Source organism: Labilibaculum manganireducens (assembly GCF_963665805.2).
Lineage (GTDB): Bacteria > Bacteroidota > Bacteroidia > Bacteroidales > Marinifilaceae > Labilibaculum > Labilibaculum manganireducens.
In genome coordinates this window covers 119,142-142,342 of sequence record NZ_CAXXEE010000003.1, presented here as the reverse complement: position 1 = coordinate 142,342, position 23,201 = coordinate 119,142, and the positions used below count along the sequence as shown (strand labels likewise).

The following is a 23,201-nucleotide window of genomic DNA, read 5'->3' as shown; positions in this document are numbered from 1 at the left end:
TTATATCTCTTTTCTTTTAGGAATCCGAACAATAAAACAAGATCCAATATGCCTCTCCGATTCAACCCAAATGCTTCCGTTGGCATTTTCAACAATATTTTTAACAATGGATAAACCCAATCCCATTCCACTCGATTTTGTGGTGAAATTAGGCGAAAATAACTTCTCTTTAATCTCCGGGTTAATTCCGGAACCATTATCAATTACACTTACCTGATAATCAGAATTTATATTCTCTAACTCAATTACAACCTGAGCCAAATTCCCTTCCGGGATAGATTGAATCGCATTGTTAATTAAATTCACAAAAACGCGGACAAACTGTTCTTTATCAACAAAAACACTTGCATTCTCAATGGAATTCAAATCGAGTTTCAAATCAAAATCATCGTTCTTAAACAAATCAACTGTATGTTCGAGAATTTCAACCAAATTTAAATTCTCGTTTTTGGCTGCCGGCATCTTTGCAAAATTCGAAAATGCCGCAGCAATAGATGACAAAGCATTGATTTGCTCTATTAATGTTTTACTCACACGATTAAAATGCTCTTCCCAATTTGGTGTTTTGTCCTCGAAACGTTTCTGCAGAAACTGAATACTTAATTTCATAGGGGTTAATGGATTCTTAATTTCATGAGCAATTTGCTTTGCCATTTCCCGCCACGCAGATTCCCGCTCCGATTTTGCCAAACGGGAAGCACTCTCTTCAAGCTCAACAAGCATTTGATTATATTCCTTCACCAAACTACCTATTTCATCATTTTTAGTGTACTCAATTTGCTCACCATACGAACCAAAACGTGTTGCCTTCAGTCTGCTCTGAATTAAACGAAGTGGATAAGTTATTTTATTCGATATAATTACCGAAAGAAAAATGGCCAGCAGAATCATCAATACATGAAGATTTACCCCGGCAAGAATTAAATTAAACATTTCCTTTTCCAGCTCTTTGCTTTTTAGGAAATAAGGGAGATTAACAAATGCAATGGTTTCATTATTTTCATCAACCAGAGATTCGTAAGCCGACAAGTAAGACATTTTCCCAATTTGTTCTTTATGAATAAAATGAGTTCGCTCATTAAAAAAAAGTTGATCGTAAGCGGCAAAATTCATCCTCTTCCCCTGCAGTTTTTTCTCAAATATCTCGGGTCTGGATGTTGCAATCAATTTCCCTGATAAATTATACAAATGAATATCTGCAAAAATCAAATTTGACAATTGTCTCAATTGATCTGTTAACACTTCTGATTTTTGTGAACGATCACCCGATAAATCCCGAATTACCTCACGTTTAACCAACAACAACTTCTCTTGCAGACTTCTGTTATTTGCTTCGTTGGCCTGATTAATGTTATAATATACAGTACCCCCACCCAACAAAAGGAAGAATAGCATCAGCAGACCAATAATTGAATATTGAATCCGGTATTTGAAACTTAGATTTATTCTGAATTTAGAAGAAACCTTCTCAAGCATCCAAATACTAAACCCAAAAACATAAAAAAGAACAAAAACATACGGAATGGTTATCCCTCTGTTATACCATGACACTGAAGGACAACTAACTACAACAGAATTATTACCAAATTTATATACCAAGTGGTCGTACCCATCAATCTGTTTCCAGAAAAAATCAGCAGAACTTTCACCAAACCCGGCATTACTCATGAAATAATTGAATTTGCCGGAAGATGCAATCAGCTTCCCGTTTTGATATTTCCCATACGAATATTCATGACTTACCGGGCGCAAATCAACTTTTTCATCCAACAACAAATCCGGATATCCTAAACCCTCATTGCCAAATTTAGAATCGAGACGCAGGTAAATTTTAACCTCATCAGAAGCAAACGATGGATTGGAAATTACACCTAAATATGAAACCATCCCATCAAACTCATTCAAATAGTAAAAATTACTATTTGGAATTGGTTCACCCGTTGTCACAATCATTTCTTCAAAAAACTCAAAACAATTTCTGATCTGATTATCAGGCTCAATATTTAAATCATCCATGTTGCTGCAAATAGTAACCTGAAGATGATATTGCTCCCAAAATCCGGTAAAGTATTTATTTTGAATATAGTCTTCTATTTCAGATTCATTTCTAAAAGGTCGTTTGCACAAATCTTTCAATATTGAATCCTGATCGAGTTTCTCTTGAATTTCCATCAAAAAAAATTCAGAAGCTGGATCATATTCTGTAGAAAGATTCATTGCCACCACTTGCCGATCCTGTTTTTCCTTTTGGCTGGAGAAAGAATTGATCCTATTGGTAACAAAGATTGAAACACCCAAAAGCAAAGCCACATATAAAGAATATCGGCCTCCCTTTTCTTTCTGATAATTTATGAGACCCAAGACCAAAACCATCAAAATTGGAAAGCCCATAGTTACAGCATCGGTTTTTACAGGATTGAAATAATAAAATACCAAACTTAAAACTATGGATACAGGAATAACTGCGAGTAAATAAGATTTTAAATTCCAATGATCGCGGGCAATTTGTCCCAATAGATTTGCAATTTGTCCCAGAGCATAAAATAAAAAAATCAAAATGGCAAAACCTATAAAAATACAAATTCCGTTGTCCTGAAATACAAACATCTGCAAGCTAAAGCTAGAGTCAAAAATTAAGCTTTCGAACAAATCCTCGATTGTAAAATACAGCAGATAAAACAGAATTAGATGCACAAAAATCCATCCGGCAACCTGATAAGAACTTTTAGGCTTGAAGAATTGATTGATTGCCAAAAACCGTGAATAGGTATAAACGAAAATAAATAAGAAAAACGAGTTGATTACAAAATCGCCTAAGGATGGAAAGAAGAATGAACTCGCAAACAAAACAGGCGAAAAGATCTCAAATTTTGAAAAAACAGCAGGAAATCCCCAAAGCAGCATAAAATATCGTAAAAGCACCAAACCTGCTCCCCAAACAAGAAAAGCTGAGAGACCTAATTTCAAATCTTTTAATTGCCGCAGTAAGATACTGAAGAATACTAAACCAGACAGAATCGCCAATAAATACAGTAAACCTACTCCTTTTTGTCCCCTTCTGGTTCCCATTCCGGCATTATCATCCAATAAAGAAAATAAGAATTTGCCATCAGGATTGCTAACTGAAGCTCCTACATTCGGATGTAAGGAAATATCAAAAGAATCGGGAATGAGAAAATCCGGACCAAAATGATTTTTCAAAAATTTATTCTGATATGGATAAATCTTTTTTAAAAGTAAGAATCCATACAGATCAATTGAATCCACCTTCTGTTTTTGCATAAAATAGAATCCATCATCCAGCCGAACAACCAATGAATTCTCTTCTTCAAGAAAGTTTTTCTCAGGGATCAGAAATGAATTATCGCTCCAAAACAACAAACTATCTTGTTTATAGGCAACTATAACAAATCCATCCTTTTTTAGGTCCTTCTCAAACTCAGAAAAGTTATCGTATTTTTGAAGTACTCCATCCTTTTTTGCAATTGCAGTCTGCAGCTCGCCAAGATCATTTTTCAGCAGCTGTTCTTTTCTCTCCAGAACCTGCCTGGTATGATTGGCCACATTTGCAAGGCGGTCATTTTGCCTAAAATAATACTCTGTAGAAACTGCCAACAGAAGAAATACCAACGTGAAAACCGCAGGAATATATTTGAGAAGTCTATTTTTCAATTCGGATAGTTTTGAAATGTTTTATTGCAGATACAAAATTCATGCTAAACTCCTCACAAATTAGCATAATTAGTTCAAAGCATCAAACGTGATGATAAGGCTCTCCTTTAATAATTGTCATTGCCCGATACAATTGCTCGGTAAAAATCATCCGAATCATTTGGTGGGAAAAAGTCATTCTCGATAACGAAACCTTTCCTTGTGCGTTCCGATACACATCTTCAGAAAACCCATAAGGCCCGCCGATTACAAAAACCAAATTTTTAATTCCACCGATCATCTTCTGTTCTATAAAATTAGAAAAAGCTACAGAAGAAAACTCTTTCCCTCCCTCATCGAGCAATATTAATGTATCTCCGGCTTTAATCTTTTCTAAAATTAATTCCCCCTCTTTTTGTTTCTGCTGATTTTCAGAAAGATTCTTCGTGTTTTTTATATCCGGAATTATTTTCATCTCGAAAGGAAGATAGTGCACCAATCTCTTTTGATATTCTTCCATCCCCGTTTTCACAAAATCCTTATCTGTCTTTCCAATAACTAAAAGAACAATTTTCATTTATTTATAATTTTCAAGTATGACTCCCCTTATTTGTTGTTTTGGCAAAAATTTGTGCAAAAATAAAATCTTAATTTTCTTTCGTCGAAAATAGTACTTAAACTTTCTAAGTACATGACAAAAACTTGAACACATTTATATTGTTCTGATTTTCTGAATTTAACAAGACGTTTGCAATATAAGATAATCCACATTTGAATATACTTTTAGCTTTTCGTCCATGTTTTTTTATTTTAATTTTCTTCACATTTTCATGTATGAATATTCCGATTTTATAACACCAGACGAAAGCTATCATAACAAGAAGAGTCAGTTTCTCAATTCGATCAATGGCTTGTAAATGTGTTTTCTCAATGTCAAAGCCACTTGATTTCATTGCTCTGAAGCAAGTTTCTATTTGCCAACGCTCTTTATAATTTATTTGAGCCTGCTCTGGTTTATTGAACGATACGATCATCAATAATTCTTCATCTTTTTTTTTGCCTTTTTGTTTACATCCAGAGATATAGCAAAGCTGTGATCCCATTCTAACAATTCGTTTATAATGAACAAACTCCCCAAACTTAAGCGATTTAAACAACCATGCTGCTTTAATTTCCTCATTTTTATGAGGCACGTAAATTTTGAAATTATTCCTGATTCGGATATAATATCGAATACGATTTTCATTTAGATATTCGATCCATTTATCTCCAACAAATTCACGGTCAGCCATCAAACAGTCAATACATTCCGTTCCGAAAAGCCGTATGAATCGGTTCACTAAATCAATTCTCTCCCGGCAATTGGAATTGCCACGTTTATCCAGCATAGAAAACAGCAGAGGGAAAGCCACTCCTTTATAAGTTACACCAAGCATGAAGATATTGATATTAGTTTTCCCAAATTTCCAATTTGTTCTGTCAATACTAAGTCTCAAGTTTTCTTTTTGGGGTAATAATCCAAAAATGAGTTTTGCAACCAAATCAGAATCTAACATGAACTGCGCGATAAAACGTTGAACACGCCTTAAACATGATTCTGCCTGAGCCTTACTATCAAATGCGTTAGCTAATTTTTCGAAACCTACAGTCTGGACTTTGCATAGGGCAAACACAAACATGGAAATAAATTTCAGACGTGATAAATTAACTTTTCCTTCAAAATGGGTATTCAATATTGATATGAATTCCTTACTTTTATTCTCGACGTTGATTTTCTTCATTAGAAAAATGAGTGGTATTATTCTTCTAAGATAATGAAAATCAACGTCTTATCTAAATATACAGAGGCTTATTTTGTTGAAAATCAATGATTTGTATTATTGTCATGTACTAAGTTAAACTTTAAATAATTCCTGCAAAATGAAAGCATCTATATGACTGATTGAACACATCATAATAATCAATTCTTTTCTTATTTAGAAAAAGAAATTCAGATTTTTTTTAACTTGCAGTGTATTTTTCGCACAGTATTTGTGTAAAGGTATATGATATTAAGTTGAAAATTATTCATATGAGATCTATAAAATACATATTTACAGGAATATTCTTCCTTTTAGTTTGTTGTTCATCAGCAATTTCACAAAATCAGGATGATTTACCTCGAGAACTGATCAATGCTTTTAAACAAGGCAATAGTATAAGCTTATCGAATTTCTTTGGAGATCGAATTCAATTAACGATACAAGATAAGGAAGCTATTTACAGCAAATCACAAGCAAAACAAATCATGGCTAAATTCTTTAAGGAATTTCCTCCAACAGGATTCAATAAAAAACATGAAGGCGGGAAACCTGAAGCGCGATATGTGATTGGCAGTTTAACGACCAGCCAGGGAGACTTCCGGGTCAATTTTCTGCTAAAAAATGATACAGGAAAATTTGTTGTACATCAACTACGAATCGAAAAAAACTAATTAAGGCTCCAAATACATTGGAGCCTTTCTTTTTACAGGATGTCTCTTCCTAATTCCACCATAAATCCAAACCCTCCCAAATAAAAAACCATACACAAAAAGAACTTTCACCCTAAAAACAATAGGTCTGTATCAAAAATATAATCATTTTAAATAACCATACCCCTAATTTCAATTAGGTTGTTTCTGAATTTTATTCTATTTTTACCACCCAAGCGTAATATTTGACGGACTACAATCCATAATCACACCAACCGGATTTTGTACATTTTATAAATCATTATTGTGATGAAAAACAGTAAAAAATGGCTTTATGCCTTATTGCTGCTTATTGTAGTGGCTATTGTCGGAGTATTTGTCCCTAGTGTTGAATTGGGAGTTGATGATCCAAATATTGTTTCGGGCGATGTAGCATGGATGCTGACCTCAACCGCCCTGGTTCTTCTTATGACTCCCGGACTTGCATTTTTTTACGGAGGTATGGTGGATCCCAGAAACATTATATCAACAATTCTTCAAAGTTTTGTTGCAATGGGAATTGTAAGTATGATATGGGTTGTTGTTGGATTCAGCCTGGCTTTTGGAGACAGCATTGGACCTGACGGCTTTGGATTGGTTGGAAACCCGCTGACTTTCCTGATGTTTAAAAATGTAGGAGGCTACACAAATCCTGAAATGTCGCCAACCATTCCATTTGCTCTTTTTGCACTTTTCCAGTTAAAATTTGCAATTATCACACCCGCTTTAATCACAGGATCTTTTGCAGGAAGGGTAAGATTTAGAGCATATATGATTTTCATAAGCCTTTTCACGATATTTATATATGCTCCGCTTGCACACTGGACCTGGCATCCAAACGGGTTCCTTCGCAACATGGGAGTATTAGATTTTGCAGGAGGTACTGTTGTTCATATGTCTGCAGGATTCGCCGCACTTGCCGGAGCCATGTTTCTCGGAAAAAGAACAAAATCGAGATACAACGAGAAACGCTCCAACATTCCATTCGTGCTTCTTGGTGCAGGAATGCTTTGGTTCGGATGGTTTGGATTCAATGCCGGATCAGCTCTGGAAGCCTCATCGACAGCAGTATTAGCCTTACTAAATACAAATACAGCATCGGCGGCAGCCATGTTAACCTGGATTTTTCTTGATGGTGCCCGAGGACACAAACCATCAGGCTTAGGAGCCGCGATTGGTTTGGTGGTTGGACTTGTAGCCATTACTCCTGCCGCAGGATTTGTAACCGTCGGAGCATCCATTACTATTGGTGTAATAGCATCTATTGTAAGCAATTACGCAATCACCTTACAAGGCAAAACATCTCTGGATGATACCCTTGATGTATTTCCGGCACACGGAATGGGAGGAATTACAGGAATGATTTTAACCGCCGTATTTGCTCATGATGTTGGACTAATACATGGAGAAATCAGAACTTTTTTAATGCACATCATTGCATTGGTAATTGTTGGAATTTTTACTTTCGGAGGTTCCTACATCCTATATTGGATAACAAACAAATTTGTTTCACTTAGAGTTTCAGAATACTCCGAAGCCAAAGGTTTAGACATATCACAACACGATGAATCCTACTCATTTGCATACAAAGAATAAATGAAATCATACAAAAAAGTCCCGCAACTTTCGTTGCGGGACTACCCCCTATAAAAACCTATTAGTAAGTATTTTCCCAAATTTACATACAGTGAATGTAATCATTTACAATCTCCATAATTCGAACTTCATTACCCAGAATCCGGTCATTCAACCCATAATCTTCATATAGTTTTAATTTTTTCACAACCGCATCAATTCTTCCTTTTGTAAAAATACCATTTCGCTCAAAAACCTCTCTTTGCTCCAGCAAGCAATCTGCACTCTCCCAACAACAAGTCGGCAATTGTTTCAAACCATCTAATTTTTCTTTATACTGCGGAGCAAAAATATCTACATCTGCATACAATTCATCAGCCTCCTGCAAGCCATCTTCCATTTCCAATCCATACTGGCCTGCAACAATCAAACCAGCCACCAACGAATAAATATCTGCAGAACCATCCGGCACTCTGAACTCAAAAGTTTGTTTACCTGAAAAATCTCTTGCATCAGCCGGCTCGAACGGATTCACACTCTTAATCATATCCGCAGCACCTACCCAACCAAGAGGAACCCTCACTAAAACAGAGCGGTTGCGATCTCCCCAACAAACGTAAGTCGGAGCCTCCTGATGCGGAACCAAACGCAAATAAGAAGTCGGAATCGTATTTCCAAAAGCTGTTAAAGCTCCTGAAAGTTTCAAAATACCAGCAATCATTTTCTTAGCCGTATCACTCAACTTTCCATTTTCAATACAAATATTTTTGCCGTCTTTTTCTACCAACATATGAATATGCAAACCACTGCCGGCTTTGCCAACAGTAATTTTTGGAGCCCAGCTCACCAATACATTCTCACGGGCAGCCAACATTCTTACAATCCATTTTGCAATCACCAACTGATCAACTGCATCTTCTGCCTCAACCGGTAAAAACTCAATTTCATGCTGCTCGTAACCATCATCACCTGCCGAGAAATTCCCAACCTCTGAGTGTCCGTATTTTATTTTCCCTCCGCATTGAGCAATTAAAACCATTGCTTCGCGTCTCAAACCTTCCCATTTAGTAAAAGGCCGGGAACTGTGATATCCTTTCTGATCAACATCAGCATATAATGTATGATTTGAACTTTTGATATAATATTCGAGCTCACCCATTGCCTTAAAAGTAAGGCCTGTTGTTTTTTTAAAGTTCTCATGTGCCTTTTTTAGAATGTACTCAGGAGCACTTTCCATTGGTTTTCCTTCAGCAGTATAAAACGAACAAAGAATATCCAGACACGGCACTTCAGAAAACGGATTCACAAATGCCGTTTTAAATCTTGGAATCACGTATAAATCACTTGAACCTGCTCCTATATAAGAGAACAAACTTGATCCATCAACTCGCTCGCCCGAAGATAGAATACTATCCAAATGGCTTTTCCCGGTAATAATAAAGTTCAATGTTTTCAATTTTCCATCCTCAGCAACGTATCGGAAATTAATCATCTTAATTCCATTCTCTCCTATATATCTTGTCAGGTCCTCTTTTGTGAACTCGTTGCTTGGCTTTTGCAGGAATTGAACCAATTTATTTGGATCCATTAAATATTCATCCCTTGTCATAATACGCTTGTTTTAAATTGTGTTGTTGTTATCATTTGTTACTGAGGGATAAAATAGCCTAGTTTCCACTGAATATCCAAGCGGAATTCAGAATTTAGAACACACAACATAAAAAGTAATAAATCCCAATAAAATCGAAACACACAGAAGATAAAACCCATTGATTGACCCAAGCGAAAACCTGTTTTACAACAGCTCCCCGAAATCGTTTTCGAGTGCAAAAAATAAGATTTTTCACATACACCCCTAAAAAGTATATACACAAGCAGATTATCTTATATTTCTACCCTTCTTACTCCCTTTATTGATCAGGTATCAACTCAAAAGAAAAACAAGTCACAGCAAAACACCCCATTTTTAAGTGTGCAAGCCACAAAACGTCATTTTTTACAAGATAAGGGTGTAGTTTTGTAAATTTTAAGACCATTTTTGTCTTTTTTACAAACCACCCCCCCGTATTTTTAATTTTTAAAAGATAAGTCTATTTTAGTACTGTTCAGTAGTGCTCATGTAATTAGTCTTTCACTTAAAATCTCAAAGATAAATGTATTCCGGCAGGAGCACTCACCAATCTAAACCCATTTCTATACTTCACAAAACACATATCTCCATTTGTGTAATATTCATTTCCATGATGCAAAATCCTATGGCAGTTATCAGGAACATAAGAGAAATACAAAGAATTTGGCGCATCAACTACAACATATCCCACTTCAGGATAGAATCTGTAATAATCTCCATCCGAAAAGTAGTAATCTCCGTAACTATGTCGGATTACAACCGGCGCAACAGCAAATCTTAAAACTACATTTCCATAACGATCATGACGATAACAATTGTTTCCATGATTGTTGTAAAAGTTTCTGTAACGTTGATTGGGATGAACCATTTTTGGATAATTATAACTCCTGTAACGATCACCTGAGGAATGATAAGATTTAACATGCGATCCGCCATTGTGATTCCGATCCCAACGCTTATTGCTGTTTACATGCCCGTTTTTATATTGACCTGAATACCCATTTGCATGCCGCTCTTTGTGATATTTCGTACTCTTCTTATTAGACGTGTTATTCTTTTTCCGATCTGAGTAATCTGAATAACGACTCTTGTTGTATTTCTCATTTCGATCAGCATCTTTCAAACGAGTTGATTTATTTCGTTCTTCGTAACGAGTCTTCTCATTTTGCTGCGATCTGCGCTGAGCAGATACACTTGTAGTAGAAATTGCGATTGCTGAAACCAATACTATACTGGCAGTCAACTTATAAAATACAGACTTTCTCATGGCATTTAGTTTTTAATGTGTAAGCCAAATAGCCCTTTCGTGCAGGATGAAATTTAAATACTCAATTTACACTCTTGTATGGCTTTCAATACTGTCATCCTATGGTAGGGACGAATCTTCTAAAAGTCAAGTACCGGTATACTTTGACTGAATAGATGCAAAGCCTGTGCCAAAAATAAAAAATGCACCAATCTTCAGTAAAATTGGTGCATTCAAGCTTCCCTAAATTATAGAAATAAAGAATCTCAATCAATACTAATTTAAATTTATTGGATCTTTAACCTGATGCCTTTTTGAAGCCCGATCAGTAAAACTTCGTTTATCCGGTCGAATTAAAACCCGCAGCGATTGATCCGAAGTCCAATAATTCCAAACCCAGTTAATTAAAATGAAAAATCGGTTCTTTACACCCACAATTGCCATTAAATGCACAAACAACCAAAGGATCCACGCCAAAAAACCCTGTGTTTTAATTCCAGGCAAATCAGCAACAGCCAAATTCTTTCCGATTGTTGCCAATGATCCCCTATCCTTATAATGAAAGGGCTTCATGCTTTTTCCCTGTTGAATATTTATGAGGTTTTTACCCAAAACACCAGCCTGCTGCAAACCAACCTGTGCAACCTGCGGGTGACCATTCTGATATTCCCCTTCTTTTTGCAAAGCCAAATCGCCCAAAGCATACACATTGTTTAAACCACTTACCTTATTATACATGTCAACACGAAGCCTTCCTCCACGACTTGCGGCAATCTCCGAAATTCCTTTAATAGGATTTGCAACAACTCCTGCAGCCCAAACCAAAGCGTATGAGAAAAACTCCTCTCCATCCGCCAAACTAATTTTAAGTCCGTCGTAATCGGCAACCCGGGCCTCAGTTTTCACAATTACCCCTAATTTCTCCAAGTAAGTTTTCGCTTTCGCTGATGCTTTCTCCGACATACCGCTCAACAATCGATCTGACGCTTCGAACAAATACACATTCATTAAAGAAAAATCAAGCTCCGGGTAATCCTTTGGCAGGATTTCATTTTTCATTTCGGCCAAAGCACCCGCCAATTCAACACCGGTTGGGCCACCACCCACTAATACTATATTCATGTAATTGGCTGCCTTTTTCGGATCCGATTCGTTCAACGCCTTTTCGTAGTTACGAAGAATTGAATTGCGCAGAAAAATTGCCTCGGACACCGATTTCATGGGAATACCAAACTCCTCGATGTTCTTGTTTCCGAAGTAATTGGTATCCACACCGGTCGCCAATACCAAATGATCGTATTTCAACGACCCCAGACTTGTATATATCTCCTGCACATTTGGATTCACCTCCAACAATTCAGCCATTCGAAAATGCACATTTTTCCGCTTCTGAAAAATCTTCCGCAAAGGAAAAGCAATGGAACTTGGCTCCAAACCAGAGGTTGCCACCTGATAAAACAATGGCTGAAACTGATGAAAATTGTTTTTATCAATTAAAACCACCTGATACTTTGTTTTTACCAGTTGCCGGGCAAGCTTTAAGCCTGCAAATCCCCCACCAATAATTACGACTCTTGTTTTCCCGTTTTCGGGGATGTGTTTTATGGTATCCATTTTTGCCTTTTATATCCGTAAGTTATTCAACAACTGCCTTACATCCTTCTTTTCAGATTTAAGACTCTTTTATCTCTTACAAATTAAAGAATTATTTCTCCAATATTCTAATCAGTCCCAATCTTCAACCGTTTGCAACGGAAAATTTATTTTACGAACAAAATAAGACCCATTTTCATGGATCAAAAAACCAGCAAAAAGTTCTTAGCTTCTTACTTCAGGCAAAAAAGAAAATGATCTCTTTCACTTCTTCGGAATTTTTCGGTAATCGACTCTTGCAATATCTTGCTTCACCCTTTTACCGGGACGAAAAGCAATTGTACTTTTCTTAATACGATGTCGTGTTACCAGTTCTTCCGAATCTACCCCTTCGGCCGAAATATGAAGAGAAAATGTACCCAAATCTCCCAATTCAACACTACTGTTATCTTTCAGCAACTGAGGAATAATTTGAGTGAATGCCTCTAAAATTCCAACCACATCCGACCTGTTAAAAGAGGACATGTCCGAAATACGTTCTGCTATATCCCTTAAGTTTTCCTTCCGTCGGTTAGCTACCCGGGGATAATACATTTCAGCTTTACCATTTTTACTCAATGGTGTTTTTATTTTCACTGCTTTATAGAAGACTGCCATATGCCGATGATTTGAATTGTTCCTTACTACAAGTTGACTCCTTTCTAAGGATAAGTTCTAACTTATACCTACAAGGTAATCATTTTTGATGTACATGAAAAATAATTTTGATGTACATTAAAATATAGTTTGATGTACATTAAACTTATATTTTATCAGCAATAGAAAATCAAGTAAACAGGTACAAGATGTCGAATGTTCCCTATGAAATGATCAAGCTAATACGCACACAACAAAAAATGCCGTTCCAAATGAATGAAACGGCATTAATATAATAGAGTATACTTCTTTTACTTCATACTGGCAATGCGGTCTTCTAAAACTTTGATTTTAGCTTCGGCATCAGCCATTTTCTTTTTCTTAATTAAAATTACGCACAGCATAATAATAATTATAAAAAAAATATTCTTGTACCATGAAATATATTTAAATAATATTATTTTTACCGAAAATTAATCTAAATCAAAAAATATGAAAAGATCAATTACACTACTAAGTTTATTTTTAATGTTAACAACTGTATTTGTTGCATGCGACAAAGATGATGACACAAAACCAACAGGATTAGTTGGAACGTGGGAGACATCTAAAATCGTAATCACAAAAATGGACAATAAAGATGTCAACTATGAAATTACAGATCCTATTTTAAATCCTAACGGAAAAAACAAAATTACATTTAACACTGATGGAACAGTGAAATTTGGTTTTTTCACTGCGAAATGGGAACTCCTGGAAAATAACACAAAATTACTAATAACCTACCCTTCATTAGATGAGTTTGAAGCAGATTCCGAAATTTTAAGAATTTCTATTCAGAACGATACTTTTATTATAACATCAGATGATATAGAATATACAAATTCTGATAAAGATGATGAAGGTGAATTTAGCTTTACTGAGATTGACGAAAAATTCAATACTAATATTAAAGATCAAGAATATATCGAAGTTTTTTCGGAAGAACATTTCTCAAGACAATAAAGATTAAGAGGTACAATTGATAAAACAAAAAGAGGGTGCCACATAGGTACCCTCTTCATATTATATGTAGAATGAGAATTACTTCATGCTGGCAATGCGGTCTTCTAAAACTTTGATTTTAGCTTCGGCATCGGCCATTTTCTTTTTCTCGATTTCGATGACTTTTGCAGGTGCATTGTTTACAAAACGCTCGTTGCTCATTTTCTTTTGAACCGAAATCAGGAAGCCTTTGGTATATTTCAACTCCTCTTCCATTTTCTTCAATTCTTCCTCAACGTCGACCAAGTCGCCCAAAGGAATAAAGTATTCAACAGCATTTACAATGAACGACATTGCGCCAGTCATTTCTCCGTTTGCAACAGTAATATCGCTAAGGTTACACATTTTAGACACCACACAATCGAAAGAAGTATCGTAATTATCCTCTTTTGCTTTGTAGTTCATCTCTAAAACTTCCTTAAAAGCGATATTTTTTTGCTTACGGATGTTACGAACAGCAACAATCACTTCTTTTACCTGCTCAAACTTAGCTAACAAATTAGCGTCATATGAATCCGGCTTATGCATCACTGAAACCATAATGCTGTCCTCATCGGTACGATCGGCAAGTAACTGCCATATTTCCTCTGTTAAGAAAGGCATGAATGGGTGCAGTAACTGCATCAACTTCTCGAAAAGAGCTACGGTTGAATCGAAAGTTTTACGATCGATTGGCTGCTGATAGGCAGGCTTCACCATTTCCAAATACCATGATGAAAATTCATCGCGGAATAAGGTGTAAACAGTCATTAAGGCTTCGCTGATACGATATTGCCTGAACTGCTCATCCAAAGCTTCCATGGTGTTGTTTAAACGCGCATGGAAAACCTCAGTTGCCAATCGGGCATATTCAGGTTGCTCGATATCGGCAATTTCCCAACCTTTTACCAAACGGAATGCATTCCAGATCTTGGTAGTAAAATTACGTCCTTGTTCGGGTAGGTTCTCGTTGAACAGCAAATCGCCTCCGGCAGGAGAACACAACAGCATTCCAACCCGAACCCCGTCGGCACCGTACTTGGCAATCAGATCCAAAGGATCAGGGGAGTTCCCCAATGATTTCGACATTTTACGGCCCAATTCGTCGCGAACAATACCTGTTAAATATACATTAGAGAATGGCTTTTCGCCTCGGTACTCATAACCTGAAATTACCATTCGGGCAATCCAGAAGAACAGAATATCCGGTCCGGAAACCAAATCGTTGGTTGGATAATAGTATTTGATCTCCTCATTTTCGGGATTACGAATACCATCGAATACAGAAATAGGCCACAACCATGAAGAGAACCATGTATCCAACACATCCTCATCCTGACGTAAGTCTTCTGCTTTGTATGTTTTTCCTGTTTTGGCATTTGCTTCAACAAGAGCTTCTTCTATTGATTTGGCTACTACAAATCCACCTTCGGGCAAGTAGTAAACCGGAATTCGTTGTCCCCACCACAACTGACGTGAAATACACCAATCCTTCACATTTTCCATCCAATGACGGTAGGTATTCTTGAATTTTGGAGGATGCAGCTGAATATCGTCGTTCATTACATGCTCCAAAGCCGGTTTCGCCAATTCTTTCATGTTCAGGAACCACTGCATACTCAATTTAGGTTCGATTACGGCATCGGTGCGTTCCGAAAAACCTACTTTGTTCACGTAATCTTCTACCTTCACCAAGTTGCCTGCTTTCTCCAAATCGGGCATAATTAAATCACGAACTTCGAAACGATCTTTGCCAACATAAAGCTGAGCTGCCTCACTCATGGTTCCGTTATCGTTAAAAATATCGATGGTTTCCAGATTATGACGGTCGCCAATTTCGTAATCATGAATATCGTGAGCCGGCGTAATTTTTAAAGCACCGGTACCAAATTCCATATCAACATACTCATCTTCGATAATTGGAATGGAACGGTTCACCAAAGGAACGATACAACGCCTGCCTCTTAAATGGGCAAAGCGTTCGTCGTTTGGATTGATACATACTGCCGTATCACCCAAAATTGTTTCAGGACGGGTGGTTGCAATGGTAATGTACTCATCGCTGCCTTCCACCTGATATCTTAAATAGTACAGTTTCGATTGTAATTCTTTATAGATTACCTCCTCGTCGGAAACCGCTGTTTGTGCCGAAGGATCCCAATTCACCATACGAACACCACGATAAACCTTTTCTTTCTTATACAAATCGATAAAAACATCGATCACCGATTCGTAAAGAGATTCGTCCATGGTGAAAGCTGTACGCTCCCAATCACATGACGCACCCAATTTTTTCAGCTGCTCCAAAATGATGCCGCCATGTTTTTCTTTCCATTCCCAGGCATGTGTCATAAACTCATCACGGGTAATGTCCCCTTTAGAAATGCCTTCCTGCTTTAGTTTGTTTACAACTTTAGCTTCGGTCGCAATAGATGCGTGATCGGTACCCGGCACCCAACAGACATTCTTTCCCTGCAATCTGGCTCTACGCACCAATACATCTTGAATTGTATTGTTTAGCATATGCCCCATGTGCAACACTCCGGTGACGTTTGGCGGAGGTATCACAATTGTATACGGCTCTCTCTCATCAGGTACAGAGTGGAAGAATCCTTTATCCATCCAATACTTATACCATTTGTCCTCCGATTCTGCAGGATTGTACTTTGTTGGGATTTCCATGTGTTTAACTAAAATTTAAAAATCTATACTACTAAAAAAATTTGGCTCAAAATTAAGAAAATCTGAGAGATATATCTTCAACAAAAAGCAACAATCTGTAGGAAAGCGATCTGTAAGTATTTTGCAATAAAAATAAGGGGAAGAATGAAACCATGCATTTGTTTTAAAATCACTAGTTTGGAGTGCAAATTTCAGATTTTTAACGGGATGCTGAAAAGCAATAAAAATCATTTTTTTTACATGGAAATTTATCTACTTTTGAGCAACAAAAAACTTCATTCATAAATATATAAACACGTAACAAATGCCACAAATATCAGACAAAGGAAGATTAATGCCTGAGTCACCAATTCGCAAATTGGTTCCTTACGCTGAAGCTGCAAGAGCTGCAGGAAGAACTGTGTATCCATTAAACATTGGTCAGCCGGACATTAAAACACCTGAGGTTGCCATGGAAGCCATTAGAAATTGTACCGAAAAGGTGATTGAGTATTCTCATTCGGCGGGCAATATCTCTTATCGCAGAAAATTGGCGAAATACTATCAGAACATCGGAATTAACGTGGACGAAAATGAAATGTTGATTACTACCGGTGGATCGGAAGCAATTACTTTTGCTTTGATGACTTGTATGAATCCTGGTGATGAGATTTTGATTCCGGAGCCATTTTACGCAAACTACAATGGTTTTGCTGTAGCTGCCGGTGTGGTTGTGAAACCAATTACATCGAGTATCGAAAATGATTTTGCATTGCCTGCAATTGAAGAATTCGAAAAATTAATGACCCCAAAAACAAAAGGAATTGTTATTTGTAACCCAAATAACCCAACTGGTTACTTGTACTCAAAAGAGGAATTGAACCAATTGCGTGAATTGATTATCAAGCACGACCTGTTCCTTTTCTCAGACGAAGTTTACCGTGAGTTTTGTTACGATGGCGAAGAACATTTCTCAGCTATGAAGTTGGAAGGCTTGGAGCAAAATGTAATTCTAATTGATTCTGTTTCGAAACGCTACAGCGAATGTGGTGTTCGTATTGGTGCGATGATAACAAAAAATAAAGATGTAATTACCACCGCTTTAAAATTTGCTCAGGCTCGTTTGTGTCCTCCTGCTTTTGGACAGATTGCTGCCGAAGCTTCTTTGGAGACACCTGCAGATTACTTCACCGAAGTTTACAACGAATACATCGATCGCCGTAACTTTATGGTGGCTGCTTTAAATGATATGGATGGCGTTTACTGTCCAACTCCTAAAGGAGCTTTCTACACCGTAGTAAAACTTCCAATTGACGATGCTGACAAGTTTGCACGGTGGATTTTAGAGGATTTTGAATACAAAAACCAAACTGTAATGGTTGCTCCTGCCACTGGATTTTATGCGACTAAAGGTTTAGGCAAAAATGAGGTGCGTATTGCTTACGTTCTTAAAAAAGAAGAGTTGGCGAAAGCGATGGAAACTCTTGCTGAAGCATTGAAGGTTTATCCGGGAAGGACTATTTAACAGGTAAAAGGATAAAGCTAAAAGGCTTTACTAAATAGATACAGAAACGGCTCCAAAATTGGAGCCGTTTTTTTATTTTATACCAAATCGCAGGCATCAGCCGGCATCCAGTGTTTGTCTTTCCCATCCCATTTTACGTTGCAGCCAATCGGGTTGGTTACCGGAACAGAGATTTCTTTTCCAGCCAAATATTCATCTACAGCTCTCTCCAAATCTCTGACTGAAACCTTAGAAGTATCCTTTGGATTATCAACAGCTCTTCCTGTATAAATCAATTTGCGTGCTTCATTAAACAAATAAAAATGTGGAGTCCTCAGTGCACCGTAAGTCATTGCCACTTCTTGTGTTTCGTCATACAAATAAACCCATGGAAAATCATTTTCTTCCATTCGTGTTACCATATGATTGTAATCATCTTCCTCGTAAGTGTTTGCTGAATTAGAATTAATTCCCACAAATTCGACTCCATTTGGAATGTATTTATCAGCAATCATTCTGGTATCTTCATCAGAGCCGATAACATACGGGCAATGATTACAAGTAAAAAAAACAACTAAAAGTTTAGATGATTTAAAATCGTTTAATTTATATCGAATTCCATCGGTAGCTATCAGATCAAAATCCGGAGCCTTATCATTAATTTGCAAGGTAAATGCCATTTTAAATATTTTATTTATTGAACACTCCTTTAAATTTACTTATTATTTTGAGAAAATCTAAATTAATTTCACGCTATTCAATTGTTAATTTCTGCTCCTAAATCTGAAAAAACAAATCGTAATTAACACATAATTAATAGTCAGTTTATACTTCCTAAATTTCTCTTTTGTAAACTTGCTCTTGTTAAAGACGAATACAAATTCAACCACAAATAAAAGAATCCCTCAGAAACAGAACATCGGATTTGCAACTTAGTCGATACAACTTTCCTTTCACTCCGGTGCTTCTGTTTCTCTTTCTACCTACCTTTCAGTAAAGTCAGGATAAATAAGATACTTCGCTCGAATTGCCATAAATTTTTTGCGATCCTTTTTCCAGCTCTCTCTAATTTGTTCTTCCGGTATGGAGTTTTCAATTTGAGTTCTCAGATTTGCTGTTCCTGCAAGATTTTCAAAAAAAGAATTGAAAAAATCAGACTTGGCTTTTAATTCACTATAAGCATTTAGTAAAAAAGACAGATCCAATTTTTTCTTCTTTCGAAAGTCATCCGCATTTATCTTACGTAAATCGTACCCAACACATTTTTCACCTTTAAACTTTGGGTATTTACTTGCTCCGGGAATACTTCTTGGCGTGAACTCAAAATCACCCTTGGTAAAAAATGGATGTCCGTATACTTGAAACGGATAATTTGTACCACGACCGGCACTAACCACTGTTCCTTCGAAAAAACACAGAGACGGATACAAAGCAACAGACAATTGATTTGGCAGATTGGGCGACGGCTTTACCGGCAGTAAATAGGATTTCTCCCGGTTCCAGTTTTTGCATGGAATCACTTTTAATTCACATTGTACTTTATTCTTCAACCATTTTTCCCCGTTAATCATTTGGGCATATTCACCAATCGACATGCCATAAACCACAGGCACCGGATGCATTCCAACAAAGGAACTGTATTTCATCTCCAGGACTGGTCCATCCACGTACTGTCCGTTTGGATTTGGCCGATCGAGAACAATTACCTGTTTTCCCTGTTCGGCGCAAGCCTCCATCACATAATGCAGTGTGGATATGTATGTGTAAAAGCGAACACCAACATCCTGAATATCAAACACCACAATATCAACATCTTTTAAATCAGCAGCCGAAGGTTTATAATGCTTTCCATATAGGGACACAATCGGCAATCCTGTTTTCGCATCTATGCCATTGGTAATTTTCTCACCCGCGTCAGCATCTCCCCTAAAGCCGTGTTCGGGACTAAATATTCTTGTAATGTGAATGTCTTTTGCCAATAATACATCGACCAAATGTTCGCCTTTAATCAATGAGGACTGATTGGCGGCAACTGCAATTTTTTTCTCTTTAAACAGAGGTATATATTCCGTGAAATTTTCGGCTCCGGTTGTTAATGAATCTGATTGTTTTTGTGCACAAGATGTTATACATACTACAAACAAAAAGTATGAACACAGCACACAATATTGAATCGATTGTTTTATTTTTCTCATTTAACTAATTTTTCACATCTGTAAACCCGAAATTACTACTTTTGTATTAATCTTTAAAAACAATAGCTTATTAGACTATAGCTTGGGGACATTAATTTAAACCTCAAAACGGTCGCAACTTATATAACCTGACAATCAACAAAATATTTTATTGAAGAAATACGCAAACTATAATAACAAACTTTTATAATAAAAAAATCTCAATTTGAATCTGGAACTTTTTATAGCTAAGAAAATTACCATCAGCAAAAAAGGCGGTGGAAATATATCTCATCCTATTATTAGTATTGCCAAAATAAGTATTTCTCTTGGCATCGCAGTAATGATATTGGCTGTAGCTATTGTTACCGGGTTCAAATCTGAAATTACCAACAAGGTTATCGGTTTTGGTTCTCATATACAAATCACAAATTACGACAACAACTCGTCGTTTGAAACTAAGCCCATCGAAAAAAATGCAATCTCAGTAAGCAGCATTGAAAAAATACCCGGAGTTTCGCACATACAATCCTTTGCAACGAAACCGGGTATTCTTAAAACAAAAGCGGATATTCAAGGAATTGTTTTAAACGGAATAGGTAAAGATTACGATTGGAGTTTTTTTAAGAATCATTTGGTGGAGGGAAAAACCATTCAGCTCACCGACAGTACCAAAAGTAACGATATTTTGATTTCGGAAAAACTCTCAAATCTTCTACAATTAAAAGTAGGTGACAAATTATCGGTTTATTTTATTCAGCAACCACCCAGAGTAAGAAGTTTTACCGTTGCCGGGATATACAATACCGGAATGGAAGAATTCGACAAACTATTCCTTATCTGCGACATACAACACATTCAGAAATTAAATGACTGGAGTGACAATCAGGTTAGCGGCTACGAAATTTTCATTGATAATTTTGACGATTTAGATCTTATCGATCAACAGATAAAAGGAATTACAGCTGCATCATTTACCGATGATGGCGCCGGTTTAAAAGTAAGAAGCATTGTTCGTAAATATCCGCAAATATTTAGCTGGCTTGACATGCTCGATATGAATGTATGGATTATTTTAAGCTTGATGATACTGGTTGCCGGTTTTAATATGGTTTCGGGGCTTTTAATTATTATTCTGGAAAAGACCAATATGATTGGAATTTTAAAAGCACTTGGCACAGAAAACTGGTCGATTCGAAAGATATTTCTTTACCAATCTGCTATGCTTATCGGACAAGGATTATTATGGGGAAATATTATTGGAATCTCCGTGTGTCTGCTTCAGTACTTTTTTAAAATTATTCCTTTAGATCCAACCAACTACTATGTAGATACCGTACCAATCAATCTTAAAATCACTCACATTATTCTTCTGAATATTGGCAGTTTAATTGCTACGGTTTCGATGTTGCTTGTTCCCTCCTATTTAATTACAAAAATAACTCCTGCAAAGGCGATTAAATTTGATTAAAATAGTTGCAGAGCAATCTGAATTGTTAAAAATGTTAAGAAATGTTATCATTTTTATCTCTCTCCTATTTATCTGATATCTTTACTGCATCCTACCTTTTTTTGAATTCCCTTTAAAGAATAAAACGTATAAATATGATCCGGCGTGATTTTATAAAAACCAACGGACTGGTATGCCTGTCTGCAATTTTGGGAGTATTCCCAGGATGCAGTCTGCCTTATGAATACAGTCCATATGATAATGAAGTAAAAAATAAATTCAGAGATTTAACCGCTAAAAATCTGGATAAAATAAAGATTGTCAATAATAATAAAACGTTTAAATTCGCCTTTATAACAGATACTCACACATTTTATGATGAATTCAATAATGCTGTTACGGCTTTAAATAAAAGAGACGATATTGATTTTGTAATACATGGCGGCGATTTAACATTAAGTGCCCTTCACAAAGAATTTACATGGTGCAACGAAATTCTGGAAAATCTAAATGTTCCTTTTTTTACGGTAATCGGAAATCACGACTTCTTATCGAATGGCGAAAGATTGTACCAAACCTCCTTTGGTGAAAACAACTATACATTTACTTACAAAGGCTGCAAATTTGTAATGTTTGATAATATTGTATGGGAAAGAAAAAACACAAATCCTGATTTTGATTGGTTCAATGATAATTTAAAAAATGATGGCAGTGCTGATCTTGTGATTCCGGTCTCACACATCCCTCCTTATGCAGATCAATATGACGGAGAAGATTCAATTCTAAATCAAATACTTGAGAATAACAATATTAAACTCTCCATACATGGCCATACACACAGCTTTTATCACGGCAAAAAATATGGCAAAACAGATTTTTTGGTAGGAGGTGATATTGCTGATAATCACTATCAGGTAATTACTGTTGATAATGGTAATTATTCGATTGAAAACATCGCTTTTTAATGAAAAAATATATAATACACATTTTAGTATTTTGCTGCTGTTTTAACCTATCAGCCTTGGGTAGTAATCTTAACGAAGTCCAAACTGATTCGATAAAAAGAAAATGGTATTTACCTCGCGATGCAAAAATTCAATACGCAGGTAATATAGGTTTCCTTTCTGCCGGAATCACCTACCATCTGGCAAAAGACTGGTATCGTCTTTCTATAATGTATGGCAGTACATCAATACATTCACATGTTCATACTCTAAATACAGTTGCATTTAAGAACACATTTCTTATCAAACAATTTCACATTGGTGATTTTGTAGTTGCTCCAACGGCAGGCTTAAGTATCAATTTTGGTTCAACTCACAATACCTACCGAAATTTACCCAACTACTTCCCCAATGATTATTATTTTCAGAATAAAATACATTTTGCTCCTTTTGTCGGCGCTATGGTTTACCACCCTCTTCCTTATAAAATAATTAAAGGAATCGATTTTTACACCGAAATTGGAACAATTGACAATTATCTTTTAGAAGGCATAAGAACAGAATATGTTAAGTTTTATGATATCTGGAATCTGGCTTTAGGCATTTCCATTCATTTTTAAATA

At 36.4% G+C, this 23,201-nt stretch carries 17 protein-coding genes; 7 read left to right on the top strand and 10 right to left on the bottom strand.

Annotation, left to right across the window (positions count from 1 at the left end; translation table 11 throughout):
* The 3 genes from ACHZAX_RS00620 to ACHZAX_RS00610 all read right to left on the bottom strand — a co-directional run bounded on the left by ACHZAX_RS00620 (position 1) and on the right by ACHZAX_RS00610 (position 5,432).
* The gene (locus ACHZAX_RS00620) at positions 1 to 3,672 is read right to left on the bottom strand and encodes an ATP-binding protein (RefSeq protein WP_320017663.1); all 3,672 of its coding nucleotides are present in this window, start codon (positions 3,670 to 3,672) and stop codon (positions 1 to 3) included.
* 82 nt (positions 3,673 to 3,754) lie between these two features.
* The gene (rlmH, locus tag ACHZAX_RS00615; RefSeq protein ID WP_101309624.1) at positions 3,755 to 4,228 is read right to left on the bottom strand and encodes a 23S rRNA (pseudouridine(1915)-N(3))-methyltransferase RlmH; all 474 of its coding nucleotides are present in this window, start codon (positions 4,226 to 4,228) and stop codon (positions 3,755 to 3,757) included.
* Between the two features lie 106 nt (positions 4,229 to 4,334).
* Positions 4,335 to 5,432, bottom strand: coding sequence for an IS4 family transposase (locus ACHZAX_RS00610; RefSeq protein WP_320017662.1), 1,098 nt, complete (start codon positions 5,430 to 5,432; stop codon positions 4,335 to 4,337).
* Positions 5,433 to 5,722: 290 nt separating this feature from the next.
* Here ACHZAX_RS00610 and ACHZAX_RS00605 point away from each other — a divergent pair, with 290 nt between their 5' ends.
* Together ACHZAX_RS00605 and ACHZAX_RS00600 are read left to right on the top strand one after the other, a co-directional pair.
* Positions 5,723 to 6,124, top strand: a complete 402-nt coding sequence (locus tag ACHZAX_RS00605; protein WP_101309623.1) for a DUF4783 domain-containing protein — start codon at positions 5,723 to 5,725, stop codon at positions 6,122 to 6,124.
* Positions 6,125 to 6,412: 288 nt separating this feature from the next.
* The gene (locus ACHZAX_RS00600) at positions 6,413 to 7,738 is read left to right on the top strand and encodes an ammonium transporter (protein WP_101309622.1); all 1,326 of its coding nucleotides are present in this window, start codon (positions 6,413 to 6,415) and stop codon (positions 7,736 to 7,738) included.
* 82 nt (positions 7,739 to 7,820) lie between these two features.
* Here the strand turns inward: ACHZAX_RS00600 and ACHZAX_RS00595 are convergent, their stop codons facing one another.
* The 4 genes from ACHZAX_RS00595 to ACHZAX_RS00580 all read right to left on the bottom strand — a co-directional run bounded on the left by ACHZAX_RS00595 (position 7,821) and on the right by ACHZAX_RS00580 (position 12,843).
* On the bottom strand, positions 7,821 to 9,326 hold the full coding sequence (locus ACHZAX_RS00595; protein WP_320017661.1) for a glutamine synthetase family protein: 1,506 nt from the start codon (positions 9,324 to 9,326) through the stop codon (positions 7,821 to 7,823).
* A 526-nt stretch (positions 9,327 to 9,852) separates the two neighbouring features.
* Positions 9,853 to 10,614 (bottom strand): DUF6515 family protein, encoded by a 762-nt coding sequence (locus tag ACHZAX_RS00590; RefSeq protein WP_320017660.1) that lies wholly within the window; start codon positions 10,612 to 10,614, stop codon positions 9,853 to 9,855.
* Between the two features lie 255 nt (positions 10,615 to 10,869).
* Positions 10,870 to 12,207 carry an NAD(P)/FAD-dependent oxidoreductase gene (locus tag ACHZAX_RS00585; RefSeq protein ID WP_320017659.1) on the bottom strand — a complete coding sequence of 446 codons (1,338 nt, stop codon included), beginning with the start codon at positions 12,205 to 12,207 and terminating at the stop codon, positions 10,870 to 10,872.
* A 243-nt stretch (positions 12,208 to 12,450) separates the two neighbouring features.
* Entirely contained in the window at positions 12,451 to 12,843 is a 393-nt protein-coding gene (locus ACHZAX_RS00580; RefSeq protein ID WP_101309618.1) for an HU family DNA-binding protein, read from the bottom strand.
* A 471-nt stretch (positions 12,844 to 13,314) separates the two neighbouring features.
* Here ACHZAX_RS00580 and ACHZAX_RS00575 point away from each other — a divergent pair, with 471 nt between their 5' ends.
* A complete protein-coding gene (locus ACHZAX_RS00575; RefSeq protein WP_320017658.1) occupies positions 13,315 to 13,827 on the top strand; it encodes a hypothetical protein in 513 nt (170 codons plus the stop codon).
* Between the two features lie 78 nt (positions 13,828 to 13,905).
* Here the strand turns inward: ACHZAX_RS00575 and ACHZAX_RS00570 are convergent, their stop codons facing one another.
* Positions 13,906 to 16,527, bottom strand: a complete 2,622-nt coding sequence (locus ACHZAX_RS00570) for a valine--tRNA ligase (protein ID WP_101309617.1) — start codon at positions 16,525 to 16,527, stop codon at positions 13,906 to 13,908.
* Positions 16,528 to 16,831: 304 nt separating this feature from the next.
* Here ACHZAX_RS00570 and ACHZAX_RS00565 point away from each other — a divergent pair, with 304 nt between their 5' ends.
* Positions 16,832 to 18,031, top strand: coding sequence for a pyridoxal phosphate-dependent aminotransferase (locus ACHZAX_RS00565; RefSeq protein WP_101309616.1), 1,200 nt, complete (start codon positions 16,832 to 16,834; stop codon positions 18,029 to 18,031).
* 77 nt (positions 18,032 to 18,108) lie between these two features.
* Here ACHZAX_RS00565 and ACHZAX_RS00560 read toward each other — a convergent pair whose 3' ends face one another.
* Together ACHZAX_RS00560 and ACHZAX_RS00555 are read right to left on the bottom strand one after the other, a co-directional pair.
* Positions 18,109 to 18,690, bottom strand: a complete 582-nt coding sequence (locus ACHZAX_RS00560; protein ID WP_320017657.1) for a thioredoxin family protein — start codon at positions 18,688 to 18,690, stop codon at positions 18,109 to 18,111.
* Between the two features lie 303 nt (positions 18,691 to 18,993).
* Positions 18,994 to 20,205, bottom strand: a complete 1,212-nt coding sequence (locus ACHZAX_RS00555) for an exo-beta-N-acetylmuramidase NamZ family protein (protein WP_320017656.1) — start codon at positions 20,203 to 20,205, stop codon at positions 18,994 to 18,996.
* Positions 20,206 to 20,410: 205 nt separating this feature from the next.
* Here ACHZAX_RS00555 and ACHZAX_RS00550 point away from each other — a divergent pair, with 205 nt between their 5' ends.
* From ACHZAX_RS00550 to ACHZAX_RS00540, 3 genes are all read left to right on the top strand, one after another.
* The gene (locus tag ACHZAX_RS00550; RefSeq protein WP_320017655.1) at positions 20,411 to 21,655 is read left to right on the top strand and encodes an ABC transporter permease; all 1,245 of its coding nucleotides are present in this window, start codon (positions 20,411 to 20,413) and stop codon (positions 21,653 to 21,655) included.
* A gap of 134 nt (positions 21,656 to 21,789) precedes the next feature.
* A complete protein-coding gene (locus ACHZAX_RS00545) occupies positions 21,790 to 22,599 on the top strand; it encodes a metallophosphoesterase family protein (RefSeq protein WP_320017654.1) in 810 nt (269 codons plus the stop codon).
* A complete protein-coding gene (locus ACHZAX_RS00540; protein ID WP_320017653.1) occupies positions 22,599 to 23,198 on the top strand; it encodes a hypothetical protein in 600 nt (199 codons plus the stop codon). The genes ACHZAX_RS00545 and ACHZAX_RS00540 overlap by 1 nt, the downstream gene beginning before the upstream one ends.
* Positions 23,199 to 23,201 lie beyond the last annotated feature (3 nt).